This is a genomic window from Nonlabens antarcticus, assembly GCF_015356755.1.
Classification (GTDB): Bacteria; Bacteroidota; Bacteroidia; order Flavobacteriales; family Flavobacteriaceae; genus Nonlabens; species Nonlabens antarcticus.
In genome coordinates, this window is record NZ_JADFCO010000063.1 from 170,909 (window position 1) to 188,974 (window position 18,066).

The 18,066-nt window shown below is 37.7% G+C and carries 20 protein-coding genes; 13 read left to right on the top strand and 7 right to left on the bottom strand.

Annotated features, from left to right (window positions below; translation table 11 throughout):
• Positions 1-35: 35 nt before the first annotated feature.
• Positions 36-389, top strand: coding sequence for an NINE protein (locus tag IQ282_RS05125; RefSeq protein ID WP_194850778.1), 354 nt, complete (start codon positions 36-38; stop codon positions 387-389).
• Positions 390-472: 83 nt separating this feature from the next.
• Here the strand turns inward: IQ282_RS05125 and aroQ are convergent, their stop codons facing one another.
• The gene (aroQ, locus tag IQ282_RS05130) at positions 473-904 is read right to left on the bottom strand and encodes a type II 3-dehydroquinate dehydratase (protein ID WP_194850779.1); all 432 of its coding nucleotides are present in this window, start codon (positions 902-904) and stop codon (positions 473-475) included.
• A gap of 202 nt (positions 905-1,106) precedes the next feature.
• Entirely contained in the window at positions 1,107-1,709 is a 603-nt protein-coding gene (locus IQ282_RS05135) for a porin family protein (protein WP_194850780.1), read from the bottom strand.
• Between the two features lie 206 nt (positions 1,710-1,915).
• Here IQ282_RS05135 and xerD point away from each other — a divergent pair, with 206 nt between their 5' ends.
• Together xerD and IQ282_RS05145 are read left to right on the top strand one after the other, a co-directional pair.
• A complete protein-coding gene (xerD, locus tag IQ282_RS05140) occupies positions 1,916-2,818 on the top strand; it encodes a site-specific tyrosine recombinase XerD (RefSeq protein ID WP_194850781.1) in 903 nt (300 codons plus the stop codon).
• Positions 2,819-2,891: 73 nt separating this feature from the next.
• Positions 2,892-3,839, top strand: a complete 948-nt coding sequence (locus tag IQ282_RS05145; RefSeq protein ID WP_194850782.1) for an aldo/keto reductase — start codon at positions 2,892-2,894, stop codon at positions 3,837-3,839.
• Positions 3,840-4,158: 319 nt separating this feature from the next.
• On the opposite strand, the gene IQ282_RS05150 is transcribed toward IQ282_RS05145, so the two are convergent.
• From IQ282_RS05150 to ruvX, 3 genes are read right to left on the bottom strand one after another with little or no spacing between them, the layout of a single operon-like run.
• Complete coding sequence (locus IQ282_RS05150; protein WP_194850783.1) at positions 4,159-4,560, bottom strand: DUF5606 family protein; 402 nt, start codon at positions 4,558-4,560, stop codon at positions 4,159-4,161.
• A 39-nt stretch (positions 4,561-4,599) separates the two neighbouring features.
• Complete coding sequence (gene def, locus IQ282_RS05155) at positions 4,600-5,190, bottom strand: peptide deformylase (protein ID WP_194850784.1); 591 nt, start codon at positions 5,188-5,190, stop codon at positions 4,600-4,602.
• 22 nt (positions 5,191-5,212) lie between these two features.
• Positions 5,213-5,626: a Holliday junction resolvase RuvX gene (ruvX, locus tag IQ282_RS05160; protein WP_194850785.1), complete on the bottom strand. Its 414-nt coding sequence runs from the start codon at positions 5,624-5,626 to the stop codon at positions 5,213-5,215.
• Positions 5,627-5,741: 115 nt separating this feature from the next.
• Here ruvX and IQ282_RS05165 point away from each other — a divergent pair, with 115 nt between their 5' ends.
• Genes IQ282_RS05165 through IQ282_RS14960 form a run of 3 tightly spaced genes read left to right on the top strand, consistent with a single transcriptional unit; the run spans position 5,742 to position 9,441 of the window.
• Positions 5,742-6,557, top strand: coding sequence for a 2,3,4,5-tetrahydropyridine-2,6-dicarboxylate N-succinyltransferase (locus IQ282_RS05165; RefSeq protein ID WP_194850786.1), 816 nt, complete (start codon positions 5,742-5,744; stop codon positions 6,555-6,557).
• A complete protein-coding gene (locus IQ282_RS05170; protein ID WP_194850787.1) occupies positions 6,557-7,606 on the top strand; it encodes a glycosyltransferase family 9 protein in 1,050 nt (349 codons plus the stop codon). The genes IQ282_RS05165 and IQ282_RS05170 overlap by 1 nt, the downstream gene beginning before the upstream one ends.
• On the top strand, positions 7,606-9,441 hold the full coding sequence (locus tag IQ282_RS14960) for a glycosyltransferase (protein WP_228547227.1): 1,836 nt from the start codon (positions 7,606-7,608) through the stop codon (positions 9,439-9,441). The genes IQ282_RS05170 and IQ282_RS14960 overlap by 1 nt, the downstream gene beginning before the upstream one ends.
• Positions 9,442-9,445: 4 nt before the next feature.
• Here the strand turns inward: IQ282_RS14960 and IQ282_RS05185 are convergent, their stop codons facing one another.
• A complete protein-coding gene (locus IQ282_RS05185; protein WP_194850788.1) occupies positions 9,446-10,207 on the bottom strand; it encodes a lipopolysaccharide kinase InaA family protein in 762 nt (253 codons plus the stop codon).
• Between the two features lie 143 nt (positions 10,208-10,350).
• Between IQ282_RS05185 and IQ282_RS05190 the strand changes: the two genes are divergently transcribed.
• Entirely contained in the window at positions 10,351-11,142 is a 792-nt protein-coding gene (locus IQ282_RS05190) for a glycosyltransferase family 2 protein (RefSeq protein WP_228547228.1), read from the top strand.
• 44 nt (positions 11,143-11,186) lie between these two features.
• Here the strand turns inward: IQ282_RS05190 and IQ282_RS05195 are convergent, their stop codons facing one another.
• Positions 11,187-12,179, bottom strand: coding sequence for a glycosyltransferase (locus IQ282_RS05195; protein WP_194850789.1), 993 nt, complete (start codon positions 12,177-12,179; stop codon positions 11,187-11,189).
• Between the two features lie 154 nt (positions 12,180-12,333).
• On the opposite strand from IQ282_RS05195, the gene IQ282_RS05200 reads away from it, so the two are divergent.
• The 6 genes from IQ282_RS05200 (at position 12,334) to IQ282_RS05225 (ending at position 18,002) form a co-directional block, all read left to right on the top strand.
• Entirely contained in the window at positions 12,334-13,272 is a 939-nt protein-coding gene (locus tag IQ282_RS05200) for an FkbM family methyltransferase (protein ID WP_194850790.1), read from the top strand.
• A 148-nt stretch (positions 13,273-13,420) separates the two neighbouring features.
• A complete protein-coding gene (locus IQ282_RS05205) occupies positions 13,421-14,068 on the top strand; it encodes an L-threonylcarbamoyladenylate synthase (RefSeq protein WP_194850791.1) in 648 nt (215 codons plus the stop codon).
• The gene (locus IQ282_RS05210) at positions 14,037-15,503 is read left to right on the top strand and encodes a CCA tRNA nucleotidyltransferase (protein ID WP_228547229.1); all 1,467 of its coding nucleotides are present in this window, start codon (positions 14,037-14,039) and stop codon (positions 15,501-15,503) included. Before IQ282_RS05205 ends, IQ282_RS05210 begins: the two co-directional genes overlap by 32 nt.
• A gap of 216 nt (positions 15,504-15,719) precedes the next feature.
• Complete coding sequence (locus tag IQ282_RS05215; protein ID WP_194850792.1) at positions 15,720-15,995, top strand: hypothetical protein; 276 nt, start codon at positions 15,720-15,722, stop codon at positions 15,993-15,995.
• Positions 15,992-17,224: a peptidase T gene (pepT, locus tag IQ282_RS05220; RefSeq protein WP_228547230.1), complete on the top strand. Its 1,233-nt coding sequence runs from the start codon at positions 15,992-15,994 to the stop codon at positions 17,222-17,224. The genes IQ282_RS05215 and pepT overlap by 4 nt, the downstream gene beginning before the upstream one ends.
• A gap of 184 nt (positions 17,225-17,408) precedes the next feature.
• The gene (locus tag IQ282_RS05225; RefSeq protein ID WP_194850793.1) at positions 17,409-18,002 is read left to right on the top strand and encodes a hypothetical protein; all 594 of its coding nucleotides are present in this window, start codon (positions 17,409-17,411) and stop codon (positions 18,000-18,002) included.
• Positions 18,003-18,066: the final 64 nt, after the last annotated feature.

Below are 18,066 nucleotides of genomic sequence, written 5' to 3' on the forward strand. Positions count from 1 at the left end.
ATATTTGGTAAAGATAACTAACAAAATTACCTATTATGAATTCAAGAATTACTCTCGCACTTATGAGCATTTTCATGCTTGTAGGGTCTTTTAGTTACGCCTCCTTTCCTGTGGAACGTGAAACGGTCGTAACAATCAATTCAGAAACTTCTATTGAAGAATCTACCACAGTTTTAAGCTCTCCAGCAGCCCTTGCATGGACTGAGGATCAAACGATAGCAACTGTTTTATGGGCAATTCCAATTACAGGATTTTTAGCAGGTCACAGATGGTTCTTAGGAAGTCCATGGTATTGGAATCTTCTATTTATTGTTACCGGTGGTTTTTTCCTTGTTGGTTGGATCATTGACGGTATCGACATTATAACTGGGAGATATCCCGGATTGTAATCCATCTTTCATTAATCATAGAAACCCGTCTCGATGCACATTGAGACGGGTTTTTTATGACCTAATAGTTTCTAAAATTTCCTTTACTCTTCCCGTTTATTCATAAAACTCTGGATGGCCAACTTGTATCCATCCAGCCCAAAGCCAGCGATCGTTCCTGCTGCATTTTTGGAAATCATAGATATATGTCTGATCTTCTCGCGATCCATCACATTTGATATGTGAACTTCAACTACCGCAATCTCTATAGAGGCTACCGCATCTGCAATGGCGAGTGATGTATGTGTATATGCTGCTGGATTCATGATAATACCCTCAAAACCTTCTTCCTGGGCATTGTGAAGTTTGTTGATCAACTCACCTTCCACGTTAGATTGATAAAACGCCAACTCTATTTCTTGGAAGCCAAACTGAAGCTCTGAAAAATATTGATCAAAAGTTTTTGATCCATATATTTCCGGTTGACGCTTGCCTAATAAATTAAGATTAGGGCCATTAATGATAAGTAGTTTCATGCTAGAAAGATATTAGTAAATACGCTTTCGCGAAAGCGGAACTCCATAAAATAATACCCTTAGACCGCTAGATTAAGATTATGCATCCAATCGTTGCAGAGTAAAGGTTCAAGAATATTTATCTAAAAACAGTAGCTTCAAAAAAAGTCAAAAAAAAAGCAGCTCTGAGAAAGAGCTGCTTAAATAAATACTTTGTAAGTAACTAGAATTTGTAACCTAAGTTTATTGAAAATACTTGGTTAGTTATATCATCTGAGAACGTATCGTTGTCCTCATATATATTTGTCAAACCTACCATGTATCTAGCAGATGCACTCAAACCTTCTAGGGTTGTACCTTCTTTAAATTTGTAAGAAAGACCACCACCTACACTTAAGTCGATAGTTTCAGCATCAAAATCTTCAGTAACGGTAACTCCTCCGCCTTCAAACTTAGACTCATCATTCACTACAAACCCTACCTGCGGTCCTGCATCGATTGAAAAACCAGAACCTCCTAGATAAAATTTAGCTAAAACAGGTACATTAATGTAATCTAATTTTAAAGTTTGCTTAATTCCAGCTGCTTCGCCTTCTGCTCCTTGTTGAGAATAGATAGCTCCAACCATTAAACCAAAATTTGGAGAAAATGCATACTCTCCAGTTAGTCCCACATTGATACCTGTACGTGAATCCACATCATCAACATCATCTCCTTGAAGATTTGCAAAATTCACACCTGCTTGTACTCCAAAATCAATTTCCTGCGCTTGGGCAAATCCTATGGAACCCAATGCTACTACTGCAAATACTAATAATTTTTTCATGATAGTTTGTTTAGAATTATGGAGCAAAACTAGTCCTAGTATTGAAATCGAAGTCCTAAGAATTCCTCAATATTTATGAATAATTGTTAAAGATTATTAAAATCAATAAACCATTCAGCCATAGAATTCGTAATGAATTGATTCTCAATCTAAAAATAACGAACTTGAAATCGGCGATTTTACACAAATAGTCGATTTTTACAATTATGAGCTGGGAAAGACATACAAAAGACTTCAAAACGTATCTAAAACTGGAACGCGGTATGTCTATCAATACCGTTAAGGCATATACCCGCGACCTTAAAAAACTCTCCAACTGGCTCGATGAAAATGAGATTAAGATTGATCCTACCAATATTTCCATCCAGATTATAAAAGAATTCAACCATGATCTTGCGCAAAAAGTAGAACCTACAACACAAGCCAGAACGATTAGCAGTCTGAGAAATTTCTTTGCCTACCTATTAATGGAAGATTATCGCAAGGACAACCCTATGGAATTGATTGAGGCACCACGATTGGGCCGCAAGCTACCGGACACCTTGAGCATAGAAGAAATTGACCAGATTATATCTACCATCGATCGATCCACTGCTCATGGTGAGCGCAACCGCGTGATATTGGAAACTTTATATGCCTGCGGTTTGAGAGTTTCAGAACTGGTAGAACTTAAGATAAGTGACCTGTATTTCAATGAAGGAGTAATTCTGGTAACCGGTAAAGGCAACAAGCAACGTTATGTCCCAATAGGAGACTCTACCATAAATCTAATACAAGTCTACATCGACCAGATACGTGTTCATATTCCTGTAAAACCAGACTCTACAAATACATTATTTCTCAACCGTCGTGGTCGTGGCCTTACCAGAGCAATGATTTTTACCATCATCAAGGATTTAAAAACACAGGCTGGGATTCATAAAAGTATAAGTCCGCATACGTTTAGACATTCCTTTGCAACCCATTTACTGGAAAACGGTGCAGACTTGAGATCCATACAAATGATGCTGGGCCATGAAAGTATTACCACTACAGAAATCTATGTCCACGTGGACCGCTCCTACCTTAAGGGAGTGCTGGAAAAATTCCACCCTCGATCGTCCTATTAAAGTTATGGTAAAGTAGTGCCGTTGTTTTGAGCACGCTTTCGCGAAAGCTAACTTTAGGACAAATAAAATAACAATGAAAAAGCTAAAGTTTAAGAACGGCGACGAGATGGACGCCATAGGACTGGGAACGTGGAAATCAGGAAAGGGCGAGGTAGGAAAAGCCATTAAAATGGCACTGGAAGCTGGTTATCGACACATTGATTGCGCAGCGACTTACGGGAATGAAGCTGAAATAGGAGAAGCTTTCAATGAGGTTTTTAGTAAAGGAGACATAAAAAGAGAAGATGTGTGGATCACTTCAAAATTGTGGAACAACGCACACCTCAAGAGTGATGTTAAGCCTGCACTTCAAAAAACATTGAAGGATTTACAACTGGATTATCTAGACCTTTATTTAATCCACTGGCCAGTAGCCTTCAAACCAGACGTTGCTTCACCCGAAAAACCAGAAGATTACCTCACACCTGAAGAGGCACCTATAACTGACACGTGGGAAGCTATGGTTGCTTGCAAAAAGGAAGGTCTTGCTAAACACATAGGAGTTTCAAATTTTTCTATTAAGAAATTAGAGAACCTCATTTCAAAAACGGATGTAGTTCCAGAAATGAATCAAGTGGAATTGCATCCTTTATTGCAACAGAATGACTTGTTCGAATTCTGTAGCAAGCATGGAATTCACCTGACTGGATATTCACCATTAGGTAGCGGTGATCGTTCCCAGGGTATGAAGCAGGATGATGAGCCTAACATGATGGAACTGGATGCGGTAAAAGCTCTTGCTAAAAAGCACAATGTAGAACCAGGTCAGATTTTGATTTCTTGGTCTTATCATAGAGGAAATGCTGTAATTCCTAAATCTACCAGCGAGGGTCATATTAAAGACAATCTAGCAGCTGCAGCAGTGAATCTAGATGAGCAGGATCTAAAAGATCTCGCAAATCTTGACCGTCATTATAGGTATGTCACTGGAAAGTTCTTTGAAGTTCCAGAAAAAGGATATCCCAACATCTATGATGAGTAGGTTTTAGACTTTAACAGTTTTACCTTAAAAATACCCCATAGAGGGTATTTTTTTATACTCAAAACAGTTCGATCTTTACAATGTCTTGTAGAAGTTATTAGGGGTAATATTTTTACAAGACAGTTTTGAGTAAAGGTTGCTGTAGTTCTAGAATGAATCTCTAAAGAGGATTTCAAAATTTCAGAAACCGAAAATAGTTTCTGATATTAGGGACATTAGAAACAAAAAAGCCGCCTTTCAGGCGGCTTTTTAGTGTTATAAAATTTCTAGATTTGAGTTGGAATCGGGAGATTCCAACTCAAATCTAAAATGTAATTAGTTATTCCTCTTCTTCAGCAACAGAAGCGAGCAGGTCATTTTCCTGTAAGATGTTATACCACTGCAAGACCTTTTTAATATCACTTGCGTACACACGCTCCTCATCATAATCAGGAAGAACCTCCTTAAAATAATCAGCTAGTTCTTTTTTATCTGCCTTGTGGCTTATTGCTGCTCCCTTATCTTCCTTTGCGGCTATCTTACTAAAAACTTCCTTCAAGGGCATTTCTGCTTCATGAGTGTAAATGGAAATATCTTTAAGGACACTTACATTGTGATTCATTCCTATGATAGATGTTTTATTATCAATCAATGACTCTACTACAAAGCCACTTCTAGCTTTCGTTTTTAATTTATACAATCCAGGTTTTCCTGTGATGGATAAAATGCTATCTAAACTCATATTTATATTTTAAGCGGTCGCAAATATATAAAACCGCAATTATCTGCGTCCTTTTACATCAGGAAAACGCATGCGATAATCCACATTAGTTTTTCCCTTTGAAATATTACTCAATTTACTTTTAATCAAACGTTTCTTAAGAGATGAAATTTTATCGGTAAATAAAATTCCCTCAATATGATCATATTCATGCTGCACCACTCTAGCTATTAAACCGGTATAGGTATCTTGATGCTCGACAAAATTTTCATCTACGTATTTGATCGTGACCGTTTCTGGTCTAAAAACATCTTCACGCACGTTAGGAATGCTCAAACAACCTTCATTAAACGACCATTCTTCACCGGTCTCTTCAACTACTTGCGCATTGATGAATGCTTGTTTGAAGCCAGCAAGTTCCTTTTGCTCATCACTAGATAAATCTGGATCATCACTAAAAGGTTCTGTATCCACCATAAACATGCGTATGGGAAGACCTACTTGTGGTGCGGCAAGACCTACTCCAGCAGCATTATACATGGTTTCCCACATATTATCAATGACTTCCTTTAACTTAGGATAATCGGTTGTAATGTCTTCAGCTTCTTTTCTCAGTACGGGATCACCGTATGCAACTATAGGTAAAATCATATAAAATGATTGGTGTTTTTAATTAAAACTTTCGGTCCATATAGGACTGCAATATAATGGTCGCGGCAATCTCATCCACCAGCGCTTTATTGCGGCGCTGTTTTTTATTCAAACCGCTATCAATCATGGTTTGAAACGCCATTTTTGAGGTAAATCTCTCGTCCACGCGTTCCACTTTTATACTGGGGTATTGTAGGTGTAACGCTTTCGCGAAAGCGGTAATCACGCCACCCAGCTCACTATCTGTATAATCCATTTGCTTAGGCTCCCCTACAACGATCGTTTCCACAGATTCCTTGCTCAAATAATCTTTCAACCAGTCTCCCAAAGTCTTAGTTTCTACCGTGCACAGGCCTGAGGCGATGATTTGCATAGGGTCAGTAACGGCAATGCCGGTTCTTTTCTTCCCATAATCGATAGCCATGATCCGTCCCATAATTTGCAAAAATAGGAATAAAGGATCAGTCATCAAGTAGAAAGCGCTCTAGCCTGGATAATGAACCCCTAATTCCGATTTTAGGTTTTATCTTTGAGATTCAAAAATCAGGAAATTGGAACAAATAAAGAATGTCATAGAGAACGCTTGGGAGGACCGTAGTTTGTTAGAAAACTCTGTTACGCAAAGTGCAATTCGCAATGTTATTGACTTGCTTGATACTGGTGAGTTGCGCGTGGCAGAACCTACTGATAAAGGATGGCAGGTGAATGAGTGGGTAAAGAAAGCAGTGGTTCTATATTTCCCGATTCAGAAAATGGAAACCCTGGAATGCGGTCCCCTAGAATTCCATGATAAGATTCCGCTTAAAAAAGGCTATAAGGAGCGTGGCATTCGTGTGGTTCCTCATGCAGTTGCACGACACGGATCCTATATTTCTAAAGGAGTAATTTTGATGCCTAGTTTTGTAAACATAGGCGCTTATATAGGAGAAGGAACCATGGTTGATACCTGGGCCACAGTGGGAAGTTGCGCACAAATAGGATCAAATGTCCACTTGAGCGGTGGTGTGGGAATAGGTGGTGTTTTAGAACCGTTGCAAGCGGCTCCTGTGATTATAGAAGACAATGCTTTTATAGGTTCTAGATGTATTGTTGTTGAAGGCGTGCGAGTAGAGCGAGAAGCCGTATTAGGCGCTAACGTTGTTTTGACAGGTAGTACTAAGATTATTGATGTAACAGGTGATGAGCCTAAAGAAATGAAAGGTATAGTGCCCGCAAGATCTGTAGTGATTCCAGGAAGTTATGCTAAAAAGTTTCCTTCTGGAACTTATAATGTCCCTTGTGCCTTAATTATAGGAACTCGCAAGGAAAGTACCAATAAGAAAACGTCACTCAATGAAGCGTTGAGGGAATATGATGTAGCGGTGTAGTGAAGATTTTGCTGATTCAATATAAAATGTTAGGTGATGTTCTGACCACTAGCGTTCTTCTTGAACCTTTAAAGCAAAAGTATCCCACAGCCACTATCGATTATTTGATTGATGAACCTGCACTCCAGGTCATGAAGGGAAATCCTTTTGTAAGTAATTACATAATCACTGCAAAGGATTTCAACGATTCCACACTCGCTGTTTTTAAATTAGCAATGCAGCTGAGAAAGTCAAATTATGATGTCGTCATAGATGTCTATGGCAAACTGCGCAGTCAGATTATAGTCGCTTTTTCTAGCGCGTCCCGTAAAATCGCCTGGAAGAAAAGCGCCACCTCATGGCTTTACACCCACAATATTACTCGGAATGTAGCATCTAAAAATGGGTGGAGTCTTGCGATTGAAAACCGGATGAGGCTTTTAGCGCCATTAGATATTTCTACAAATCCTAAATCTCCTGAAATCTATTTAACGGAGGATGAGAAAATCAATGGAGCTAAAATCTTAACCCATCACGGGATTGATCAGGAAAAGCCTGTTTATATGATTTCAGCTTTGGGCAGTAGTATGGAGAAGACCTACCCTCTGGATTACATGGCACAATTAATAGATTTCATAGTACAGGAAAAGCCAGAGTCTCAAATACTATTTAACTACTTGCCCAGCCAATCTGATGATGCTTTAAATTTGTATGAATCTTTAAGCGAGGTGACAAAAAAACAAGTGTTTTTTGATATTTACGCCGATAGCTTGAGGTCGTTTTTATCAATAACCTCGCAATGTGATGCGATGATAGGCAATGAAGGTGGCGCTGTGAATATGGCAAAAGCCTTGAATATTAAAAGTTTTATTTTGTTTGCTCCTTATCTACAAAAGAAGAATTGGTTTAGTGAAAAGGAATTAAATCATAAAGCAGTTCACTTAGCAGATTACATCACTTATGGACCTGAGGATTATGTAGAAGCTAAAAAGAATTCCCAAACATATTACCGCAATTTTGAGCCTAGTCTTATCTTTAGCGATTTGAGAAACTTTCTTGCATCACTTTAATGCCCTATAGATTCCTGATTTATTTTTCTTATACCTATGCGATTCCTATCGCAGAACCTTTGGAACGGGAGATTGAAAGATTGGGTTATGAAGTAAAATGGTTTGCAGATCATAAAGAAGGTCAGGAGGGGATTTTGCAAAAAGAAAACGTCCTCCACACTATAGAGAGTGCTCTAGAGTATGCGCCTCATGTAATTCTTTGTATCACAGACAGCTGTCCCGATTTTTTCAATTCTCTCAAGGTTCAAGTCTTTCATGGATTTAATGCAGAGAAACGAAAATCAACTATAGATCATTTTAATATTAGAGGTCTTTTTGACCTTTATTGTACACAAGGCCCATCCACCACCAGCATTTTTAAAGAGTTAAAGAAACAATACAATCACTTTAACGTCATAGAAACAGGCTGGTCTAAGGTAGATCCCATGTTTCCTTTACAAAAGGACAACAACAATCCAGTCCCTAGAATATTTGTTGCGTCTACTTTTTCTTCTAGACTTAGCATGGCGCTAGATCCAGAGGTTTTTTCAGAGATTAAAAAACTTTCTCTAACCGGTAAATACCATTTTGACATGGTGCTTCACCCTAAATTAGAGGAATCTGTTAAAGAAAAATGGAAAACTTTAGAAGGAGCTTTTTTTACATATCATGATACCACATCATTTATCCCTCTTATGAAAAGAGCAGATATGATGATGTGCGATACGACTTCTGTAGTACAGGAATTCGGTTTGTTAGAAAAGCCTATTGTTACTTTCAGACATAGAGTTCCTAGACCACATCATATTAATGTAACAATAATTCAGGATATAGAACCAGCTTTGGACAGAGCGCTTACTAAATCTCAAGACCTTGTTGAAAATCTAAAAATATTCAACGCTGCATTACATCCTTACCAGGATGGTAAATCGAGCGGTAGAGTTATTCAAGTTTGCATCAACCAGCTGCATGCCACAAAAAACGACCTGAAAAAGAAGCCTCTCAATCTGGTTAGAAAGTGGAAGGTTAGAAAAACGCTTCAATACTTTACCTTAAAGAGTTACAATAAACCATTTCATCTTCCCGACTGGAGCAATAGACAGCCCTTGACTGCCATATTACCCGTAGGCAATGAAATAGACAATATTCAAGAGGTCATCGATTCGGTTTCTTTTGCAGATGAGATTCTGGTCATCGATAGTATGAGTACTGATGGTACTCATGACATTGCGCAGACTAAGAACGTGAGAATTATAAGAAGACCTTATGAATACAGTTCTTCCCAGAAAAATTTTGCGATCCCATTAGCTTCTCATGAATGGGTTTTACTAGTGGATGCTGATGAGCGAGTCACTCCTAAATTAAAGGATGAAATTTTGATCAAGCTCATCAACCCTAGTGTTAATGGAAATGTAGCTTACTGGATAGGTCGTACAAACCACTTTATGAATAAAAGAATACGTCATAGTGGTTTGCGCAATGATAAGGTAATACGCTTATTCATGCGTGATAAATGCAGGTACGAGGATAAAATGGTTCATGCAGAGATCGTTGCAGACGGCAAAGTGGGTACATTGAAAAATAAATTCTATCATAATACCTATCGAGGAATTGATGAATTTATTGAAAAGATGAATCGTTATTCGGGATGGCAAGCGGTAGATTATGACAAAACTACAGGAACCTTAACTCCGTTTCATTTTGTATTGAAGCCTATTTATAGATTTACTAAGCATTATGTGATTCAACTAGGTTTTCTAGACGGAATGGTAGGACTTTTCATAGCGTACTTGCACGCTTATATGGTTTATATGCGCTATCTAAAACTGTGGTTGCTGCGTAGAAACTTGAAATAAATCATCAAGATTTACCCATTAATTCGCGGACTTTCTTTTTCAGCCGTTTCTTTTTGTGAAATTTTTCTTGGAATTTTTGGGTATAGCTCCACATGGCATCTATTGTCGTTTCAGAATCTTTATCCATAAGTGAGGCATATTCTGCTCCCATAATGTCATACATCCACTTCTCTGGTGATAAACGTTCAAAGTTTTTCAATCGATCTTCGAAAGGAATATCATAAAATTTCATTCGGTTCAAATCAACCAAATAAAAATCATACGATCCAGCCGTTTTGGAAATCAAAGTGTTGCCGGGCGAGTTATCTAGAAAATAAATATTTGCTTCATGCAGCTTAAATATGAATCTGGTAAAATGTATTAGGATTTTTTCTTTATCAGTTAATTCCTCATCATTTATAATCTCGCGGTAGGTAAAATCGTGTTCTACATAGTCACTTATATAATAACTTTCCTGAAACTCAACGGCAGTCATTTTCTCCAAATAACCTAATGGCGCTGGGGTTCCTATACCATTTTCAATTAAATATTTAGCGTTTTCATAAGAGCGTTGAGCCTTAGAAGGCCTAAAAAACCGATAGACTAATTTGTTAATAAGATTAGGTGATCTAAACGATTTAACCACCAGCTTTTTGTTTTCAAAGTTGACCACCTTAATGGTATTGCGCGGATTGCCCAAAGTCATCTCAGAAGCATGGAATAGATCAAGAATGTTTTGAAACCGCTTTCGCGAAAGCGAACCACTCACAAATTTTTCACTACTCATAACTCTTGATAAATTGAATTGCAAAGTAACAATTTTAAAACAATGGAAAGGTGATGGTAACATAGTAGATTGTCCGGTTTCTCCATCTAAAGCGAAAATTAATTTCTATCATTGCAATCATTTCACTCGTTAAAAACTGAGAATTGGATATCACCTGTAGTCTTATTATCCCCACCTATAACTGGCCAGAGGCATTAGAACTGGTATTATTGAGTGTTTTGGAACAAACGGTGATGCCACAAGAAATAATTATAGGTGATGACGGTTCAACCATAGCTACTAAAGAATTAATTGAGTCCTATAGAGGTAAGTTTTCCATTCCATTGACTCATTTATGGCAAGAAGATCAAGGAAACCGCAAGGCTACAATGATGAATAAATCAATTGCCGTAGCCTCCCATCCATACATCATTGAAATTGATGGCGACGTAATTCTTCATCCAGATTTTGTCAAAGACCACCTTTCACAAGCTGAGCAAGGAAACTATCTCTACGGCAGTAGGGTAAATATTCAGAAATCGGCATTGACCCACTTATTTAATAAGAAGCAAATTAAATTTAATTACTTCTCTAGTGGAATTAAAAAACGCAATCGGACGTTGCGTATTCCTTTCTTAGCAAACCAAAAGAAGTCAGTTTTAGGGCTGAGCAAAAAATTACGTGGGTGCAATATGTCGTTTTGGAAGACTGATTTTATTAAGGTAAATGGATACAATGAAGAATTTACCGGGTGGGGAATGGAGGACAGCGAGATGATCCTGCGCATGGTGAATGCCGGCATCAAGGGTAAAAGGCTTCACTACCGAGCTATCATCTATCACATTTATCATAAGGAGCAAGATAAATCCAGTGTAAAACGCAATCGTTCATTAGAAGCTCAGACTAAGGATGATGGTTTGATACGCTCAAAAATGGGTGTCGACCAATATTTGTGATTCACCTGTTCAAGAACCTTCTTAATTTGATTAAGACCATTGATCTAACGCTCATATGCTAAAATACCTCGATTGTTTCTATCGATCAAATAGGGGTTAGTAGAATTTAGTAATTCTCCATTTAAAACCTTTTCATATAACTTTAAGTAATTCTTTGTCATCACCTCTGAATTAAAAAGATCTCGTGCATATTCGTGACAGTGTTTAGGTGAATAATTAGCTTGATTCACAGCATTTATAAGTTCGTTTTCATGAAAACTAGTAAATCCTACATCTTCATTTATTAGTTCTTTTAAAGCACCATAAGGGGTTGCAAAGACTGGACTCCCGCAGTAAAAACTTTCTATGACTGCCAGACCAAAAGGCTCATGCCACCTCACAGGAAAAATAAGACCTTTAGATTTGCTGCATATATTCATTTTCTGATCATTATCTACCATGCCTAAAAATTCAATCTTAGAATTAAATAAATATTTGAATCCTTTTTTGAGGTTGTATTCACTCCATTTCTTTCCACCTAAAACTTTAAGATTCAAATTACCTTTATGAGCGATGGAGTAAGCTCCAAGCGCATTTTTTACTTTCCAGGTCGCTTTCCCCAAGAAATGATAGTGCTCCCTATCAAGATTAAGATTCACCTTAGGATAGTCGTCCCAATCAAGCCCGTTATAGACGAAAACATTTGAATTGTTGCGGGCTGCATGATCTTTTGATAAGAATACTGATTGTTTATCAAAAGGTTCTTCATCATCATAATTACCGTGAATAGTGATCAAGTAAGGTTTTGATATGTTTTCTTTTAACTTGAAATGCACATGGACTAAATCAACATCTTGTGGTATTTGTTCATCAAGTGATTTGAGCGGGTCGTAAAACAAGACCTCCGCAAAATCGCAGTAAGAACCTTCTGGAACAAGAAATATTACGGTATGATTTAAACTGGAAAGCATTTTTCCCAACCCCCATATAACGCGCTCTGTACCACCGTACTTTATCGCAGGAATTTTTCCTCCATTATCAACTAAAACTATTTTCATGATCTCAGGATTTGCACTTTGATTTGAGTAGTAGAACTATATCAGAATATACATCGCTCCACTTTACAACTGGATTATAATATTCTTTCTGTTTTTTACTCGTAAAAATAACTTGTTTATTTTAGCACTTACCAACCCAACCAGTAAGATTCCTATGAATTTAATGAACGGATTAGCAAACGGTTTTACAGCAATAAGCCGAAAATTGCCAAAACACCGGAAAATCAATCAAATTTACAAGCATTTTAATTGGCTGTTTCTAACATTAGGTACGCAACCCATTGTTATGGCTACAATGGATGACGGTACGAGGATCAAAGTTGATTTGACAACCAGAACCGAAAGAATGGCTTATTATTCTGGAGGTTATGATTCTGAATTACTAGAAATTATTATTAAATTACTGAAGCCTGATAACGTTTTTTTAGATGTAGGAGCAAATATTGGGTTTTATTCCGTTGCTGTTTCTGAGGTTTTTAGAAAAATGAAAAGCAAAGGAAAGGTTGTTTCTTTTGAGCCTTTTAAGGGTAATTATGAACGACTTAAATTCAATATAAAGACAAACGGGTTAGAGGATTATTGTTTGATAAACACCTATGGATTATCTGATGAAGCTGGAACAAATGTTATCACGTTGAGAGAGGATTTTAAACATGGATCCAGTACTGGGAATGCGGCTATTCCTACGAGTGAATCCATGGATGAAGGTTTTAAAAAATCTACTATTGATCTCAAAAAATTAGATGACGTCTGGAATACTGACTTTAACCAACTTGGCAAAATTGAAATCATTAAAATGGACATTGAAGGACACGAGGATTTCTGTTTAAAAGGTGGATTAAAAACCATTGAAGAGAGCAGGCCTACCCTATTAATGGAAGTTAATAAGCCTTATTATAAATCACGTGGAGTCGATCTTGACAATACATTTTTTCCATTGATACCTGTTGACTATAAAGTATTCAGAAAGGTAAACAATGAATGGATGGAGTTATCATCGCTCGAAGAATGTCGTAAACTTGACAACGTATTCATAATACCCGTGGAGAAATTAAGTACGAGCGCATATGCTATGTTTAAAGCTTCCATTTGATAAAAGGTTTTATCACGCCATAACTTCAAAACTATAAAGAGACGAGAAACTAGGAATTTCTTTTATCCTCCTCTAATATTATGATTCCAGACTCTAGATAGTTAGTCGTCATAGAATTTCTCAAGATTAGAATCCCTAATTTTGCACTATGAGTAAAAGCGATAGAAGTACTAATAGAAAAGATCAGGTTAGAGGTCGCCCTTCTAAGAAAAGAGAAGAGGCACCACTACAGGTACCTAAATCCTTTGTCATAGAGGCTGTAGCCCAATTGAAAAAAGGCAATACCATTCTCTATCCTACTGATACCATTTATGGGATAGGTTGTGACGCCACTAATTTTGAAGCGGTAGAAAAGATTTATGCAATAAAGGAACGCGATCCTTCAAAATCATTACTGATTTTAGTGGATAGTTTCCCTATGCTAGATCAATACATTGAAGAAATACCAGAGATGGCATGGGAAGTTTTAAAACTCAATAAAAACCCCTTAACCATCATTTTTGACCGTCCTAAAGGTGTAGCAGAAAACCTAATTGCCAGCGATAATTCCCTAGCTATTAGAGTGACAAACGATCCTTTGTGTCGGGAAATCATACGTGGATTGCGCAAACCCATTGTTTCTACAAGTGCTAATATTAGCGGGCAGCCATCCCCAGTTCACTTTGAGGATATTTCTAAAGATTTGATCAGTCGCATTGATCATGTAGTGGACTTGCCACTCCCCTCAAAAAATGTCAAACCCAGTGCCATTATGAAAATTTCAAATGATGGTATTATTAAGATTATTAGAAAATAAACCCATGGCCGATTCCTTTTTTAAAGAAGCCCTGAAATCAAGCGTATTTAAAACATTGAGTCAAGCGGCACGAGAAATCGATGTGGATGCTTATGTAATAGGTGGGTTTGTTCGTGATTTTCTCTTGGAAAGAGGCAACAAACAAGACATTGATATTGTTGCTGTTGGTAGCGGCATAGCCCTTGCTCAAAAAACAAAAGATCTCCTCGCTCAAAGCACAAAAATCAGCATTTTCAAGAACTATGGTACTGCCATGATCAAAACTAATGATCTGGAACTTGAATTTGTGGGCGCGAGAAAAGAAAGCTATGATCGCGACAGCCGCAATCCCATTGTTGAGGACGGTTCTCTTGAGGACGATCAGAATAGGCGTGATTTCACTATTAACGCCATGGCTTTTTCACTTCAAGATAGTGATTATGGAAGATTGTTAGATCCTTTCAATGGCATGGAAGATCTTGAAAAAAAGATCATACGCACGCCCTTAGATCCAGATATTACCTATAGTGACGATCCATTGCGCATGTTGCGAGCGATACGATTTGCAAGCCAGCTGGGTTTTGTAATTGAGCCAGAATCATTTGCAAGCATTAAGAAAAACGCCTACCGAATCAATATTATCTCTATCGAGAGAATCGTTACTGAATTAAATAAAATAATGATCTGCGATCAACCATCGCAAGGATTTTTATTGTTGGAAACCTCTGGATTATTAGAACTTATTTTACCAGAACTAACCGCACTGAAAGGAATTGAAGAAGTTGAGGGACAAACGCACAAGGATAATTTCTATCACACCCTAGAAGTCGTTGACAATATATCTAAAAATACAGATGATCTATGGTTACGCTGGGCGGCCATGTTTCATGATATAGGCAAGGCACCTACAAAAAAATTCAGTCAAAAAGTGGGGTGGACATTTCATGGACATGAATTCAAAGGTTCTAAAATGGTGTATCATATTTTCAAACGACTGCGCATGCCGTTAAATGAAAAAATGAAATTTGTGCAAAAAATGGTACGCATGTCCTCGCGTCCCATTGCTGTTATTGATGAGGCTGCCACAGACAGTGCGGTGAGACGACTAGTCCACGATGCTGGCGATCACATAGAGGATTTAATGACCTTGTGTGAGGCAGATATAACCACTAAGAACCCTAAACGCTTCAAGAAATACCATAGTAATTTCCAAAAGGTTAGAGATAAAATTGTAGAGGTAGAAGAACGCGATCAAGTGCGTAATTTCCAGCCGCCAGTTACTGGTGAGGAGATTATGGAAACCTTTAATTTGAAGCCTTGCCGAGAGATAGGCATCATAAAATCTGCCATTAAGGAAGCCATTTTAGATGGAGATATTCCTAACGAACATGATGCCGCCTATGCATTAATGGTGGATAAAGGGAAGAAATTGGGGTTGAAGCCTTTTAATTCATAGAAATTCGCTTTCGCGAAAGCGAACAATTTTATAAACCCTGTAGCAATTTTAAGATCTTGCTAATAATAAGGGTAAGTTGATTTGCTATCTTTCCATATGCGTCGGAAACTTCTCTTTTGCCTAGTCATCTTTACGGGAGCATTGGGATTTTCCCAAATAGTCCCCATAAATAACATTTCATCAGATTCTTTGAATTTTCAAAATCAGGGTTTGATTTTGAACAAGATCATTCCACTGAGCAAATCTGTATTTTTAGATGTTGCAGCAAAGAGTTACAAAATTGATCTCGCTTATCGCCCTGAGTATAAAGTTCAACAATCCATTTTGAATTACGATATAAAGCCGATTCCAGAAAAACCCTATTTTGACTTTAGCGATCGCAATAATTTTGAAGCTATCTATAAAACAAAAAATCGCGCTTTTTATGAAGCGGTAAAGAATACAGCACTTTCACAACTATACAACCCATTTTCTCTACACAAACAATTATGACTCCACAAGAAATAACCGACAGATTTATAAGTTACATTACCATTGACACAGAGTCAGACGCAGCCAGTGACACCACTCCCAGCACAGAAAAACAATGGGATCTTGCTAGAAAACTACATCAACAATTAATTGATTTTGGAATGCAGGATGTGACTATTGATAAAAATTCTTATGTGATGGCAACCCTGCCCAGCAATGTAGATCACGAGGTTCCCGTCATAGGTTTTGTCTCTCATTTTGACAGTACGCCAGATTTTACCGGTAAGGATATCAAGCCTCAAATTATAAAAGATTACGATGGTGGAGATATTCCATTAAAGGGAAGCGATCTCATTTTATCACCAGATTATTTTGAAGATTTAAAACAATACAAGGGTCAAACGATTATAACAACAGACGGCACAACGTTGCTTGCTGCTGACGATAAAGCGGGAATTACTGAGATCATGACCGCAATGAAGCATTTAATCGACAACCCTCAAATCAAACACGGTACTATTAAAGTAGGCTTTACACCGGATGAAGAAATAGGTCGTGGCGCGCATAAGTTTGACGTTAAAAAATTTGGTGCAGATTGGGCTTATACAATGGATGGCAGCCAGATAGGCGAGCTGGAATATGAAAATTTCAATGCCGCAGGAGCAGTGGTTACTTTTCATGGGAAGATAGTTCACCCAGGATATGCTAAAGGTAAAATGGTCAACTCTATGTATATCGCCACTAGCTTTGTTGAATCTTTACCCAGATTAGAAACACCAGAACATACGGAAGGGTACCAGGGGTTCTTTCATTTACATAATATGAATGGAGCTGTTGAAAAAACCGAATTGCACTACATCATTAGAGACCATGATAAAGATCACTTTCAAGCCCGAAAAGAAGTAATGCACAAACTTGTTGCAGACATGAATGCACAATTTGAAAGTGAGATCGTGACTATTGAAATCAAAGATCAGTATTTCAATATGAAAGAAAAAGTGGAGCCTGTCATGCATATTGTTGATTTTGCAGAACAAGCTATGAAAGATGTAGGCATTGAACCGTTGATCAAACCTATTAGAGGAGGAACGGATGGTGCTCAATTGAGTTACATGGGATTACCTTGCCCCAACATTTTTGCAGGAGGGCATAACTTCCACGGTCCCTACGAATATGTGCCGGTTGAAAATATGGTCGCCGCGACTAAAGTTATTGTTAGAATAGCTGAATTAGTAGCATTACCAAAATAATTGACCCTGCTATCAAGTTATAATATCTGGACGGATAAATAGAAAGGTGATTTATCAATAAAATTTTAGCGTTTCAGTTTTTCGTATATATTTGTGAGACAGTCCGTTTAATTTTAACTGACTGGTTTTTTTGTTTTAACGCAACCATTGGGTTAAAACGGTATCTATAAACAAACCACCTATCATGAATAAATTATTCATTACCGCAGCGGCACTTTTAGTAGCTGCCACCTCCTATTCTCAAGAGGAAAGTCTAACAGATAGCCAGCAAAGGCTCGATAAGTTCAACGAGGTCAAAAAACATGAGGTAAGTATTGATGTGGTGGCGGGTATTGCAGGCCTGGGAATTAACCCTAGATATGAATATGTTTTAGGACGCTATTCTGGTGTGGGAGTTGACATCAACATAGGAATCGCTGACGATGATGAATTTGATGATATCGAAAAATTTAGCATCACACCTTATTACCGTCAGTACTTTTTTTCCAAAGAAGATTATGGCGCAAAGGGATTCTATGGAGAGGGATTTTTAAAAGTTCATTCCTTTGATTATGATAGCTATTCATATAACTCAAACGACCCCACTTTTAGTAGCGATACGTATACTGATGTTGCTTTGGGTGTAGGAATAGGATGGAAATGGGTAAGTGACAGCGGGTTTCTAATTGATGTAGGATTTGGTGTAGGCCGTAATCTAGGATTAGCAGATGAACCTGCAGACCGGTCGTTGCCAGCGGTGGTAGGTCGTGGTGGTGTAAATTTCGGATGGAGATTTTAAATACTATATTTTGTTACGATGTAAAAAAAAGCGAGCCTTTGGCTCGCTTTTTTACTATCAAAAT